Genomic DNA, 14,289 nt, shown 5'->3' on the forward strand with positions numbered 1-14,289 from the left:
AGGGGATTAGAATAAATGCAGTTATTTGTAAATGATTTAACCGTAATCGACTTCTCATATTGTTGTGCGGCACGTGGTATTGTTGGTGAAAGTTGGATTGTAGATGTTTTACTCGATGGCAGCTTAAACGAAATGAGCATGGTGCTTGATTTTGCCGTGGTTAAAAAGCAAATTAAGGCTATTATTGATGATGCTGTCGATCATAAATTATTATTACCGATGCAAGATAATGCGATTAGCGTTGAGGTTTCAACTGAACGTTCAGGGCATGAGTTTGTAAACTTCTCTTCAAAACAGGGTGCTTACTATTTACAATCACCTAGTTGTGCATTTGCAAAAATAGACACTAAGCAAATAGATATTGCTTCGATAACCGAATATTTAACCAAGATAATTCTGACGCATTTACCAAAAAATGTTCAGGGTTTAACGTTAAATTTGCGACCAGAAGTCATTGATGGTGCCTACTATCACTATACTCATGGTTTGAAGCTGCACGATGGTAATTGCCAACGTATCGCCCATGGTCATCGCTCTAAAATTCATATCTATAAAAATGGTCAACGCTCAGCTGCGCTGGAAGAAGTTTGGAGTTTACGCTGGCAAGATATTTACTTAGCCAGTGAAGCTGACCGTATGGCGTTAAGCGATATAGAATTATCTGAAACAGCTATTGCTAACTTAACTCCAAAACACCAATTATTTTCTTACTTTGCGCCGCAAGGACGATTTGATATTGCCGTACCAAATACAATTTTAGATGTAGTTGATTGCGACTCAACGGTTGAGTTGTTGGCAGACTTTATTGTTCGCCAACTTAAGAAACAATCACCGATTGATGAATTTAAAGTCGTTGCCTTTGAAGGTGTTGCTAAAGGAGCCATTGCTAATGGTTAAACAGTGTACTTTATTATTAAAACTTTCGTTTATTACTGGCTTATTAATTTCGCAAGCCCTGTCAGCTAAAACACTTCTTAGCGAGCAGTTTTTCCAAGGCGCATTAATTGTTGGAAAAACATCGCCCGACAATAAAGTAACGCTTAATGGTAAATCAATCAAAGTCTCTAAAAACGGAGATTATGCTTTAGGTTTTAGCCGAGACGAAAAAAATAATAGCGAACTCATAATTCTTAGCCCAAATGGCGCAGCTGAAAAGCGAATATTAAAGCCGCTAAAGCGTGAATACAACATTCAACGGGTTGAAGGCATCGCTAAAAGCATTATGAACCCGAACAAAAAGGCAAATATCCGTGTTGGGGAAGATAATAAAAAAATAAAAGCTGCTCGAAAAGTTGATAGTAACTTAACTGCATTTGCTAAGGGTTTTGTTGCTCCAATCGAGGGTATAATTACGGGCGTATATGGTAGTCAACGTTACTATAACGGCGTACCTAAAACGCCACACTATGGCTTAGATTACGCAGGAAAAACTGGCGACCCAGTTAAATCACCTGCAGACGGCACCATACTGATGTTTGTACCTGATATGTTTTATTCTGGCGGCACTATGATCATAGATCACGGCCATGGCGTTAGCTCAACATTTTTGCATTTAAGCGATTCGTATGTCAGTGTTGGTGATAAAGTGAGTAAGGGACAGCTTGTCGCTGCGGTTGGCGCAAGTGGCAGGGCTACAGGCCCACACTTAGATTGGCGTATAAACTGGTTTAACATGAGATTAGACCCCGAGTTAGTGTTAAAGCTTAAGCCTTTAAAGTAAATAAACAATAATAATTTAACAAAGGCTATTAGTCAGGATATTATGAAAAATTTTCTACTTTTAATTTGTTTAATTATAAACTTCACTAGTCATGCTAAAGATCTTCAAGTTGGATGGGAGCTATGGTTTCCATATCAATATAGAAATAGCCAGCAAGAGCTTGTTGGCTTAGACTTCGAAATTTTCAACACAATACTTGCCAAAGTTGGTTATACAACAGCGTACACAGAGTTACCCTGGAAGCGACACTTACACTATTTAAAAACTGGTGAAATGGATGTTGCTATGGGCGCATCAAAAAGTGAAGAACGTCTTCGTTATGCTATGTATAGCCAATCATATCGACAAGAAACCGTGAATTTATTTGTTAGAAATGGCGAAGCTAATACCATTAAATTAGTCACATTAAATGAACTCGCTGGTAGCGATTACATGATTGGAATCGAAAGTGGTTATTATTATGGTGACGAATACAAAGCACTGATGAAAACGGCTGAATTTCAAGAGCATATTATTGAGGTTGTTGATATTGAAGAGAATGTAACTTTACTATTAGCAGGGCACATTGATGGTTTTCTTGTTGATCCTACCACCATAAAAGCGTTCTCTAACAAGTATAAAATGAATGGAGAGTTTGAAAAACATTCATTAAATATTTACCAAGCAGAGATTCATATGATGTTTAGCAAAAAATCAGTTAAACCCACAGTTGTTAAAGCTATAGATCAAGCCATTAGTGATTTAAAAAAATCTGGTGAGTTAGATAATATTATTAATAAGTGGAGTAAATTAAATTAAGTTGTACCACTATTAAACAACAAAGAGTGTTATCTACCCGTTAAACTTTAGATAAATATAGTCGTAAACTCCTCCATCCTTATTGTATTCATTATACTCATCGTAGTTCCCCTAAAGCTTGAATGATAAATTTAACGCACCTATAGTGGTGGATAAAAGTACTTAAATAATTACTTAGCCTAGTTTTTATAAACTTGGTATTCATAAACTTTCATATAAGAGAAAAGGACAAAAAATGGCTGGCCAATATCCTGATAGAATAAAGCAACTGCCTCTTTATGATGGTCGATTTGATGCTTACAAATTAGCAGCAAATGGTAGCGAAGTGTTGTTTGCATCATATCCTGCGAGCACAGATATACCATCACATAAGCACGATACAGACAATTATGGTGTAATTACGCGTGGTGAATTAATTTTAACTATGCAAGGTGAAACTCAACGAATAACAACAGGCCAGTGATATCATGTACCTGCTAATGTCGAACACAGCGCTGTATTTGAGCAGGCAACGGATGAAATAGAAATATGGTTTCATGCAACATCATAAAGTTAAAAAAATACTACTGAACCTCATTTTCTTATAACATTGAATGCTTGCATAAAATAATTATAAAAATTTACGATAAAACTAGGGAATAGCATGAATACATCGGTTTTTTGCCGTTATTGTGGTGATCATATAATTGATAGCGCTCCGGATTGTGAACATTGTGGCGCAGAACAACACTTACCCAGTGCTTTTGGTGGTGTTTCCAGTAAAAATGTTCAAGGATTTTTTGCCTTTATATATTGTTTACTTCTGGGGGTATTTGGCGTTCATCGTTTTGTGTATGGGAGAAAGCGCAGTGGTTTTTTTATGTTATTTACCTTAGGTGGTGTCGGTATTTGGTGGTTGGCTGATTTAATTACCATACTTGCTGGCCGATTTGAAGATGCTGACGGCAATATACTAAGTCCAATATTTTAATAATTAACTTTATGTATAACAATATTTTATATTCCAGTAGTGAGCCCTGAACATTAGTGTTTACAAAAAAGTATAGTTAATTAATTAGACAGTAACATAAGAAGAAAATTATACTCAAGAATATATTTTATAATGTCAACTAAGCCTTATATCTAAACAGGTTTTTATATATGTTAACCGCGTTTAATAAACCGATAGTGTGTTTACCCGTGCTATCGGTTTATTATTTTATCTGGCTAAATCTAATGCCTTGAATACAATGCTCCAATATTGTTGTACCTAAGAGACGATTTATCATGTACCCATTAAGTTATATTGAACCTGTATTTAGACCTCCTAGTGAGTGGAAAAGCCTAATTTTACAAGTTACTAATGGCTGTTCTTGGAATAAATGTACATTTTGTGACATGTATACCAGCGATAGTAAAAAATTCAAACCCAAAAAACTTGAACTCATAGAGCAAGAAATACTGACTATAGTTGCATCTAACTTACCGGTTGGCAGGGTTTTTTTAGCCGATGGCGACGCCATGATGCTGCCGTTCAATCGTTTAAAAGCTATTTTAGGTTTAATCAAACAATATTTACCCAATGTGACACGAGTGTCGAGTTACTGTTTACCTAGAAATTTAGGCAATAAAACCGTGGAACAATTATCTGAGCTGCAAGCTTTAGGGTTAACCTTGGTATATGTTGGTTGTGAAAGCGGTGATAACGAGGTACTTGAGTTAATTGAAAAAGGTGAAACTTATCAAAGTTCATTAGTCGCGTTAAATAAACTAAAGCAAGCGGGTATGAAATCATCAGTGATGATTTTAAATGGCTTAGGCGGCCCCGCATTATCGAAGCAACATGCCATTAACTCTGCGCGCTTAATGAATGAAGCCCAACCTGATTATTTATCTACTTTGGTGGTTAGTTTTCCTTTAGGGATAGAGCGTTTTGCCAAGAACTTTAGTGAACGTAAAGGTCAAGAATTTCGACTACTGCATCAACAGGAATTGTTTCATGAAATGAAAATTTTATTATCCGAACTTAAATTAGATAAAACAATTTTTAGATCTGATCATGCATCCAATTATTTAGTCTTGAAGGGTGTTTTAGGTAAGGATAAAGCAAAATTAGTTAATACAGTACAAATGGCGATAGAACAATCTAAAAGTATTCCCATCAGGCAAGAATGGGAAAGAGGGTTATAAACTAAGGTATTTGTAGTAAACCCATGTTTATAGCATTTGCCAAGCGCTAAAAAAACACGGCGTAACTAACATACCGTGTTTTCATTTTTTACCTATGTTATTAAATGTGCATTTATATATTTGATGTGGTTTGAATAATTTGATTTCTTAACCATTTGTTTGCAGGATCGAAATCTACATTAGTATGCCAATATAAATGCACATCAATATCGTGCAAACTAACTGGCAAAGGAAATACCACCAAATCAAGTACCTCGCTGTACATTTTAGCTGTTGTTTCAATAAGCGTTAGCAACATGTTGTTCTCAGCAATTACTTTACATGCCGAAAATGCGTGTTGACACCTTAAACCAATTTTACGTTGCAGCCCTAATCGGCCTAACTCAAAATCTTCAATACTAGGTCCCGTTGTGCGAGACGAAACTAGTACGTGATCTTGTGCGAGATAGGTATCTAAGTCGAGCGTAGACTTTACAATAGGGTGGTTTTTTCGTGCAAGCACCACCAATTTATTTTGATCTAACTGTGTGTGCAAAATATTGTCACTCACTGGGACTAGAGTATCTATCGCTAAATCAATATCGCCACTAGCAAGTTTATTTTCCAACTCACTACGATTAACTCGCCGGCTACTTTGTAAATTAATTAAAGGTGCCTCTTTTTTGATACGTTGCATTAACGGCGGTAAATATGACGCTTCTAAACCGCCATGTAGCGAAACATTAAAGTTATTACGAGAAACCAAAGGTTCAAATTGTCTAGACTGAGCTAAACAAACTTTTAATTGCTGTAATGCTTCACGTACATCAGCAATAACATTATTGGCAACCGGTGTGGGTCGCATCTCGTTACCTTGACGTATAAACAAAGCATCATCAAAATTATGGCGAAGTTTACTCAACGAATGACTGACAGCCGGTTGCGATAAATTAAGCGCTGAGGCCGCTTTAGTAATATTGCCTTCGCAATAAATCGCTTCAAACACTACAAATAAATTTAAGTCTACCTTCATACTTTCCCCATTAGGTTTGCCAATAATTAATCAAATAATTTACTCATATTATTCATCATATGAATAATGGGTTGTTAATTCTATTCATTTTTTTAATTTAATAGCTGCAGATAGCATAGTCAAGTAGTACAAAATTTGTGCTGTACAAATCATTAGAATTTAACAAATGGTGATAATTAAGTAATATTTGAAAATCGATCAAATGTACTTAAATAATAATTCATGTTTAAACAATATATATGAAAAGCAATTTACGTATCCTTAACTTTTAACCATAGATATTAATACAGCCTTGCAATATTTTTATTGCAAGGCTGTTTATTAATAGGGTTGTCATCAGCAATATTGATGATCACACTTATCATCACAGCTTATGCTTTGCTCTATATCATTCCTCTTTATATTGTAACTGCATATATTCAGCCATTATCTTTAATAATTTCCAGCTCTATTTATTATTAACTCATACTTGATGTTATTCGTATATTGAATAACAGGTCATAATAACTATTCATTTGTTTAATTTGTCCATAGCATTTAGCATGGATTGATCGCCTATATCTGATGTGTGACCATCGCAGTAGTCATTTAACTAGTAATTAAAAGTGGTAAGTAAGCAATGATAAAAAGAGTATGTTTTAATTTACATAAAAATCAAGACGATATGGAGCTGGTTTAGTTTCATGTCTGCTATTTATCTTATCCGTCACGGGCAAGCTTCATTTGGTAAAGCTGATTATGATCAATTGTCTGAAAAAGGCGATAGGCAATCGCAATTACTAGGTAAGTTCTGGCAAGCTCTTCCGGCGCCTAACAAAATCTTTTCAGGTGATTTACTGCGCCATGAACAAACATTAGATAATTTTTTGCAAGGTTATCAGGGCATTAAACCCTCCACGGTTTTACATTCAGGTTTCAATGAATTTAACCATGTTGATATGTTGACCCGTTACGATGCCCAGTGGGAAAACTTTGTTGTTATGGCAGCAAAAATTAGCCAACAACCTGACGCGAACCGTTTTTTACAAAAAGAATTCTCCCTCGCACTCAAACGTTGGGTGAGTGGCAAGTACGACGGTGATTATATTGAAAGCTGGTCACAATTTAAAAAACGTTGTATAGCTGCTTTACAAGATGTGGTTACCCAAGAATTAACCATTAAAAAGTCTTTTGGAAGTGTTAATCCATCAAAAAACATATGTATTTTTACATCAGGGGGCACTATCTCCGTACTTGTTCAGCATATATTAGGTTTATCTGATGAAAATACCTTAGCGGTAATTCAGCAATTACGTAATACCAGTGTCACCAAATTATTTTTTTCAAAAAACAAGTTCAGTATCGATTATTTGAATAATTATGCTCATTTAACCCAAGCGGGTGCTGATTGGGTAACGTTCAGATAAGAAATAACAAATACAAAATTTATACATAGGAAGGTAGATATGAGTACCAATTTATTTGATTTAACAGGAAAGGTTGCTTTAGTTACTGGAGCAAGTCGTGGCATTGGCGAGCAAATAGCAAAATTACTAGCACAAAACGGCGCGCATGTCATTGTATCGAGTCGTAAAATTGAAGGGTGCCAAGCCGTTGTCGATCAAATTATAGCCGCAGGCGGCAGTGCACAAGCTATTAGCTGTCACATTGGTGAAATGGCACAAATAGAAAGCATTTTTGAGCAAATTTCAACAGAGCACGGTAAGTTAGATATATTAGTGAATAACGCCGCTACAAACCCGTACTTTGGTCATGTATTAGATACAGATTTAGCCGCATTTCAAAAGACTGTCGACGTTAATATTCGTGGTTACTTTTTCATGTCAACGATTGGCGCTAAATTAATGAAAGCTAACGAAGGTGGTGCGATTGTTAACGTTGCTTCTATCAATGGCGTTATACCCGGTGATTATCAAGGGATATATTCCATTACCAAAGCCGCGGTTATTTCCATGACCAAAACCTTCGCTAAAGAATGCGCGCAATTTAATATTCGTGTTAATGCTTTATTACCCGGAGGAACAGACACTAAATTTGCCTCAACTTTAGTCAATAATCCCAAAATATTAGAACAATTGTTACATCACGTACCAATGAAGCGTGTAGCACAGCCTGAAGAAATGGCAGGTACTGTTTTGTACTTGGTTTCAAATGCCTCTAGCTACACCACAGGTACAGCAATTAATGTCGATGGCGGTTATTTAATCGGATAGTAGTATTCATTGAAATATGTTTAACATTGTTTGCATGCAGTAAACCTTGTTTCAGATGTTCTGCAGTCACGCTAGTTACAGAACATTAGCAATTAAAAAAGAGAGTTTAGGAAATAACATGAGTAACAATAATGCAGCAACGGCAAAACTTTTTCAGTCATTTACGACAGGCGGTTTAACGCTAAGAAATCGTACGGTTATGGCACCAATGACCCGTACTTTTTCACCAAATTATGTACCCAATGCCGATGTAGCTAAATATTATCGTCGCAGAGCCGAAGGTAATGTCGGTTTAATTATTACTGAAGGTACTTTTATTTCGCATAAAGCGGCCAATGGTTATGAACGTGTCCCCGCCATTTTTGGCGAAGAAGCACTAGCAGGCTGGAAACATGTAGTTGATGAAGTGCATGCTGCAGGCGGAAAAATAGCACCACAGCTATGGCATGTTGGCTCAGTACGTAAAGAAGGTATTGGTCCAGATAAAGCAATTCCTGCCTATAGTCCATCAGGTTTATATAAGCCGGGCGCACCAAACGGTGTGGCGATGAGCCAAGCAGATATCGATGAAGTCGTTGCCTCGTTTGCTCAAGCTGCAGCTGATTCCAAAGCTATTGGCTTTGATGCGATTGAAGTGCATGGCGCGCATGGCTATTTGGTTGATCAATTCTTTTGGGAAGGTACAAACCAACGTAGCGATAAATATGGTGGCTCATTAGAAAATAGAGCGCGTTTCGCTGTTGAAATAGTTGAGGCTATTCGCCTTGCTGTCGGTGAAGACTTTCCTATCATATTTAGGTTTTCTCAATGGAAGCAGCAAGATTACAACGCTAAGCTTTGCCAAACACCCAAAGAATTAGCAACATTCCTATCTTTACTCAGCAATGCCGGTGTTGACGTGTTTCATGCCAGCACCCGCCGTTTTTGGTTACCTGAGTTTGAAGGTTCAGAGTTAAACCTTGCCGGTTGGACCAAAAAGCTTACCAATAAGCCCGTTATCACCGTAGGTAGTGTTGGCTTAGATAGCGACTTTACTGGTGAAGGTAGCACTGACCTTGGAGGTACCTCTAACCCAATGGGTATTGAAGGTTTATTAATACGTTTAAATAATGATGAATTTGATCTGGTGGCCATTGGCCGCGCGTTGTTAGTTGACCCTGAATGGGTAAACAAAATTCAGCACAATAAAGACGACGAAATAGCGCCATTTAATAAAGATGCGCTGATGAAATTAAGTTAATAAACGCCATTTATGTCTATATAACTATTGGCATGAATGGCGACATAAAAAACGGCATTTAAAAATATAAGGATTTCCCATGGATTTTGAATACAGCGACAAGGTTAAAGAACTAATTGCACGTGTAACCGTGTTTATGGATGAGCATGTTTATCCTGTTGAAGCGAAAATGCATGAGCAAGTAGCTCAAAATCAATGGTCAACGCCACCGTTAATGGAAGCACTTAAAGCCAAAGCAAAAGCGCAAGGCTTATGGAATTTATTTTTACCGGTAAGTTACGGTAAATATAGTGCCGGGTTAACTAACTTAGAATATGCACCGCTTGCTGAAATTATGGGTAAAGTGATGTGGGCACCTGAAGTGTTTAATTGTGCTGCGCCTGATACCGGTAATATGGAAGTATTAGCGAAATATGGTAACGAAGCGCAGAAAAAACAATGGTTAGAGCCGCTACTTGAAGGCAAAATTCGTTCAGCTTTTGCTATGACAGAGCCAGAAGTAGCCTCGAGCGATGCGACTAACATTGAACTACGTATTGAACGTGATGGTGATGAATATGTCATCAATGGTCGAAAATTTTATATTAGCGGCGCATGTCGCAAACAATGTGAAATTATGATCGTGATGGGCAAAACAGACCCAGGTAATAGCAACCGATATATTCAGCAGTCTCAAGTTCTAGTGCCGATGAATACACCGGGTGTAACTATGGTGCGACCAATGCAAGTCTTTGGTTATAACGACGCACCAGAAGGGCATGCTGAAATCACCTTTGAAAATGTTCGTGTACCCGTTACAAACATTATTGTTGGTGAAGGTAAAGGTTTTGAAATTGCACAAGGTCGCCTAGGTCCAGGACGTATTCATCATTGCATGCGCTCAGTTGGTATTGCACAACGCGCCTTAGATTTAATGTGTAAGCGGGTTAACGAGCGAATTGTTTTTGGCCGCCCGATGATCAAGCAACAATCTGTGCGTGAAGATATTGCAATTTCTGCTTGTCAAATTGAACAGGCACGTCTGATGACTTTAAAAGCAGCGCAAAAGATGGATACAGAGGGTAATAAAGCCGCTAAAGATATTATCGCGATGATAAAGATTGTTGCACCAAATATGTCACTTGATGTCATAGATCGCGCTATTCAATGCCATGGCGCTGTGGGTGTCAGTCAAGATACCTTTTTAGCTCATGCGTATGCCGGACAAAGAACACTGCGTTTAGCTGATGGCCCTGATCAAGTACACATGATGCAACTAGGCCGAGATTTAGTGAAAAAGTCGACGTAATAGCAGCTACTTTGAAGCAATGAGAAGAGATAAACCAATTGAAGAGAAAAAACCTATGACTGCAACGGTTACATTTGATGTAGAAAAATTAACTCAATACCTTGAGTCTCATGTCGCTGGTTTTATTGGCCCGATCACCTTAACAAAGTTTACTGGTGGGCAATCAAATCCTACCTATAAAGTAACAGCCAAATCAGGCTTGTATGTACTGCGCAGCCAGCCGCCGGGAAAATTATTAAAATCTGCCCATGCTGTTGACCGAGAATATCAAGTGCTTAATGCACTAAAAGATACAGACGTTGCCGTTGCTCAGGTCTATCACCTTTGTCGTGATACCAGCCTTATTGGTGCTATGTTTTACCTGATGGAGTTTTGTGATGGCGCTGTTTACTGGAGCGCATCATTACCTGAAATTTCAACCAATGCTTATCGTAGCCAAATGTATGATGCGATGAATAAATCATTAGTCGCGCTGCACAGTGTTGATATAGATGCTGTCGGTTTACAAGACTACGGAAAGGCGGGTAATTATTTTGAACGACAATTTGGCCGTTGGACTTCGCAATACCGTACAACAGAACTACAAAAAATTCCTGCCATGGATCAACTAATACTCTGGCTTGAGAAACATCTACCAGAAGATGATGGCAAAGTTTGTTTGGTTCATGGTGATTTTCGCTTAGACAATATGATGTTCGCCAAAGATAAACCTGAAGTTATGGCGGTGCTCGATTGGGAGTTGTCCACCTTAGGACATCCATTTTCTGATTTAGCTTATCAATGTATGCAATTACGTATGCCACAAGGCATGGGCACTATCGATGGCTTAAAAGGCGTTGATAGAGCAAGTTTAGGCATACCGACAGAAGAAGAATATGTCGGGGATTACTGTCAACGCATGGGTATTGATGGTATCCAAAATTGGAGCTTCTACCTTGCGTTTAGCTTTTTTAGGTTAGCGGCAATAGTGCAAGGTGTGGCAAAACGAGCATCAGAGGGTAATGCCTCAAATGAACATGCCAATAAAGTTGGGGCATTTGTCGAACCTCTAGCGCAAATGGCTTTAAGTATTATTAAAAATTCAGACGAGCCATAAATTAGTTTTATATCAAACAATATTTGTAATGTAAGGAAGTAACATGGATCCACTATTAGATTTTACCGGGAAAGTAGCTGTTATAACAGGTGCAGCGCAAGGCTTTGGCCAGCTGTTAGCTGAAGAGCTAGCCAAACGTGGCGCAAAATTAGTGATCAGTGATATTAACAAATCTGGCGTGCTAAAAGTGGCTGATGATATTGCAGCAACTGGCGCTTCAGTTATTGCCATGGCATGTGACGTTTCAAAAAATGATGATTGTAAAGCAATGGTAGATACCGCAATTGAAAACTTTGGTCGTGTCGATATTGGGGTTAACAACGCCGGTGTTGCTCATGAGTTTATGCCACTGCACGAAATTGACGAGTCAATAATGGACAGCCAATTTGCCATTAACGTTAAAGGTGTGCAATTTGGTATGCGCCATCAAATACAACAAATGTTGCAACAAGGTGAAGGCGCTATTCTTAATGTCAGTTCTATGGCGGGTATCAGCGGTGCAGCAAGAGGCAGTGCTTATGCTATGGCTAAACATGCGGTTATTGGTTTAACCAAAACAGGTGCTGTTGAGTATGGTCGCAACAATATTCGTATAAACGCTATTTGCCCGTTTTTTACCTTAACGCCTATGGTGACTAATTTTGCTGACCAAGAACAACAAAAAAGAATGAGCAAAGGCGCCCCTATGAACCGTTTAGGTCAGCCGAAAGAAATTGTTGCCATGATGCTGATGATGCTATCGCCAGCCAATACTTATATGACCGGACAATGTATCGCCATAGATGGCGGTGTTTCTGCTCAGTAATCTGTAATTGCTATGAGTAAAACGCACCGGTTAACCAATAAGCAAAAAACTCGGTGTTATTTAGAAAAGTAAAAAGATGAGAAGCTAATTTATGTCTGCAACATTAATGAATGAACGTGATCTTGAATTCATGCTCTATGAACTTTTTGATAGTGAGTCACTGATAAAAAGGCAGCGCTATCAAGATCATGACCGTCAAACCTTCAATGAAGTTATTAATACCGCTAAAGCGATAGCTGAGAAACACTTCTTACCTATTCGACAAAAGCTAGATACTCATCAACCCACATTCGACGGTAAAAACGTCAGCCTTATCCCTGAATTAAAACCGGCCATTGAAGCGGTGATAGCCTCGGGTATTTCGTCAGCTACGGCAGATTACGAATCAAACGGCATGCAGTTACCGCCTATTATTGCCAGTGCTGCTAGCACGTATTTAACCGCTGCAGGTGGTGTGGGTTTAGGTTACAACATGTTGACCAACGCTAATGCAAATTTACTTGAAGCCTATGGTAGCAAGGCGCTTATAGATAAATGGGTTAAACCTATGCGTTCAGGCCGATTTATGGGCACCATGGCGATGACAGAACCTGGCAGTGGTTCAGGGCTTGGCGATTTAATTACTAAAGCAGTGAAGTCTGAAGATGGCACATATCGTATTAGCGGTAATAAAATTTATATTTCTGGTGGCGATCATGACTTAAGTGAAAACATTGTTCATCTTGTTCTTGCCCGAGTTCAAGGCGCGCCTAGAGGCGTTAAAGGTATTTCGTTGTTTGTGGTGCCTAAGTTTTTAGTGAGTGATGACGGCATTGTGGGTGATGATAACGAAGTTGCTCTTGCGGGCTTATTCCACAAAATGGGTGGTCGTGCGCAAACATCAACGGCATTAAGTTTCGGTGAGAAAAATGGCTCAATAGGTTATTTGGTGGGAGAAGAAAACCAAGGACTTAAGTACATGTTTCATATGATGAATGAGGCACGTATTATGGTAGGTACAAGTGGTGCAACACTGGCGATTGCAGGGTATCAATACGCGCTAGATTACGCTAAAAATCGTCCACAAGGGCGCTTGCCATCTTGTAAAGATCCGCTTTCTCCTATTGTTAATATTATAGAACATGCCGATGTTCGCCGGATGTTATTAGCGCAAAAAACTTATGCTGAAGGCGCACTTTCGTTAGTACTTTACGGCTCACAACTAAGCGATGACGAAAAAACCGCCCCAACAGTTGAAGCGAGAGAGCACGCACACGTGTTATTAGACTTCCTAACGCCTATTATTAAAACTTGGCCGTCTGAATATGGCACCAAAGCGAACGATTTAGCGATTCAAGTACTCGGCGGTCATGGTTATATCAACGAACATCCTGTCGAGTTGTTTTATCGAGATAATCGCTTAAACGCTATACATGAAGGCACTACAGGTATTCAGTCGTTAGACTTATTAACCCGAAAAGTACCGATGCATAAAATGGCCGGATACACGGCAACACTAGGCGAAATTTATAAAACAATCGAAGCAGCAAAACAATGTAAAAATCTAGATGAATTTTCCACACAACTTATCGAGGCCGTTAATACCTTAAAGCAAACAACAGAAAGTGTGTTAGGCGCAATGTCGACCCGTAATATAGATTTAGCGTTAGCAAATTCTGTCAAATACCTAGAACTATTTGGTCACGTTATTGTGGCGTGGTTATGGTTAAAGCAGGGTATTGTTGCAAGCCAAGCACTGGGTAAGCATCCGCATCAAGCAGATGAGAATTTTTATAACGGAAAACTTCAAGCATTGCAGTATTTTTATCGTTTTGAGCTACCAAAGATAGCGTTATGGTCAAACATTTTACACAACACTGACAGTACAACGTATGACATGAAAGCAGACTGGTTTTAAAGTTTTACGATAGCGCTAATCCATAGTGAATAGGGCTATATCTTAACTTTA

14 protein-coding genes are annotated in these 14,289 nt (G+C 38.5%); 13 read left to right on the plus strand and 1 reads right to left on the minus strand.

Annotation, left to right across the window (positions count from 1 at the left end):
- Positions 1–15 precede the first annotated feature (15 nt).
- From H4J38_RS08735 to H4J38_RS08760, 6 genes are all read left to right on the plus strand, one after another.
- Positions 16–897 carry a 6-carboxytetrahydropterin synthase gene (locus H4J38_RS08735; RefSeq protein WP_182131408.1) on the plus strand — a complete coding sequence of 294 codons (882 nt, stop codon included), beginning with the start codon at positions 16–18 and terminating at the stop codon, positions 895–897.
- Complete coding sequence (locus tag H4J38_RS08740; protein ID WP_182131409.1) at positions 890–1,720, plus strand: M23 family metallopeptidase; 831 nt, start codon at positions 890–892, stop codon at positions 1,718–1,720. Before H4J38_RS08735 ends, H4J38_RS08740 begins: the two co-directional genes overlap by 8 nt.
- Before the next feature lie 42 nt (positions 1,721–1,762).
- Positions 1,763–2,518, plus strand: a complete 756-nt coding sequence (locus H4J38_RS08745; RefSeq protein ID WP_182131410.1) for an ABC transporter substrate-binding protein — start codon at positions 1,763–1,765, stop codon at positions 2,516–2,518.
- A 235-nt stretch (positions 2,519–2,753) separates the two neighbouring features.
- The gene (locus H4J38_RS08750; protein WP_259365454.1) at positions 2,754–2,981 is read left to right on the plus strand and encodes a cupin domain-containing protein; all 228 of its coding nucleotides are present in this window, start codon (positions 2,754–2,756) and stop codon (positions 2,979–2,981) included.
- A gap of 180 nt (positions 2,982–3,161) precedes the next feature.
- Positions 3,162–3,488 (plus strand): TM2 domain-containing protein, encoded by a 327-nt coding sequence (locus tag H4J38_RS08755; RefSeq protein ID WP_182131411.1) that lies wholly within the window; start codon positions 3,162–3,164, stop codon positions 3,486–3,488.
- Positions 3,489–3,784: 296 nt separating this feature from the next.
- Positions 3,785–4,687, plus strand: a complete 903-nt coding sequence (locus tag H4J38_RS08760) for a radical SAM protein (protein WP_182131412.1) — start codon at positions 3,785–3,787, stop codon at positions 4,685–4,687.
- A 112-nt stretch (positions 4,688–4,799) separates the two neighbouring features.
- Here the strand turns inward: H4J38_RS08760 and H4J38_RS08765 are convergent, their stop codons facing one another.
- Entirely contained in the window at positions 4,800–5,699 is a 900-nt protein-coding gene (locus tag H4J38_RS08765) for a LysR family transcriptional regulator (protein WP_182131413.1), read from the minus strand.
- A gap of 683 nt (positions 5,700–6,382) precedes the next feature.
- Here H4J38_RS08765 and H4J38_RS08770 point away from each other — a divergent pair.
- From H4J38_RS08770 to H4J38_RS08800, 7 genes are all read left to right on the plus strand, one after another.
- Positions 6,383–7,105: a histidine phosphatase family protein gene (locus tag H4J38_RS08770; RefSeq protein WP_182131414.1), complete on the plus strand. Its 723-nt coding sequence runs from the start codon at positions 6,383–6,385 to the stop codon at positions 7,103–7,105.
- Between the two features lie 39 nt (positions 7,106–7,144).
- A complete protein-coding gene (locus H4J38_RS08775; RefSeq protein WP_182131415.1) occupies positions 7,145–7,912 on the plus strand; it encodes an SDR family oxidoreductase in 768 nt (255 codons plus the stop codon).
- A gap of 118 nt (positions 7,913–8,030) precedes the next feature.
- A complete protein-coding gene (locus tag H4J38_RS08780; RefSeq protein WP_182131416.1) occupies positions 8,031–9,152 on the plus strand; it encodes an NADH:flavin oxidoreductase in 1,122 nt (373 codons plus the stop codon).
- Positions 9,153–9,231: 79 nt separating this feature from the next.
- Positions 9,232–10,440 (plus strand): acyl-CoA dehydrogenase family protein, encoded by a 1,209-nt coding sequence (locus tag H4J38_RS08785; protein ID WP_182131417.1) that lies wholly within the window; start codon positions 9,232–9,234, stop codon positions 10,438–10,440.
- Between the two features lie 19 nt (positions 10,441–10,459).
- Positions 10,460–11,536 (plus strand): phosphotransferase family protein, encoded by a 1,077-nt coding sequence (locus H4J38_RS08790; protein WP_404842604.1) that lies wholly within the window; start codon positions 10,460–10,462, stop codon positions 11,534–11,536.
- A gap of 43 nt (positions 11,537–11,579) precedes the next feature.
- Positions 11,580–12,341: an SDR family NAD(P)-dependent oxidoreductase gene (locus tag H4J38_RS08795; RefSeq protein WP_182131418.1), complete on the plus strand. Its 762-nt coding sequence runs from the start codon at positions 11,580–11,582 to the stop codon at positions 12,339–12,341.
- Positions 12,342–12,432: 91 nt separating this feature from the next.
- Positions 12,433–14,238, plus strand: coding sequence for an acyl-CoA dehydrogenase (locus tag H4J38_RS08800; RefSeq protein WP_182131419.1), 1,806 nt, complete (start codon positions 12,433–12,435; stop codon positions 14,236–14,238).
- The last annotated feature ends 51 nt before the right edge of the window (positions 14,239–14,289 follow it).

Source organism: Colwellia sp. BRX10-3, from assembly GCF_014077505.1.
Classification (GTDB): Bacteria; Pseudomonadota; Gammaproteobacteria; order Enterobacterales; family Alteromonadaceae; genus Cognaticolwellia.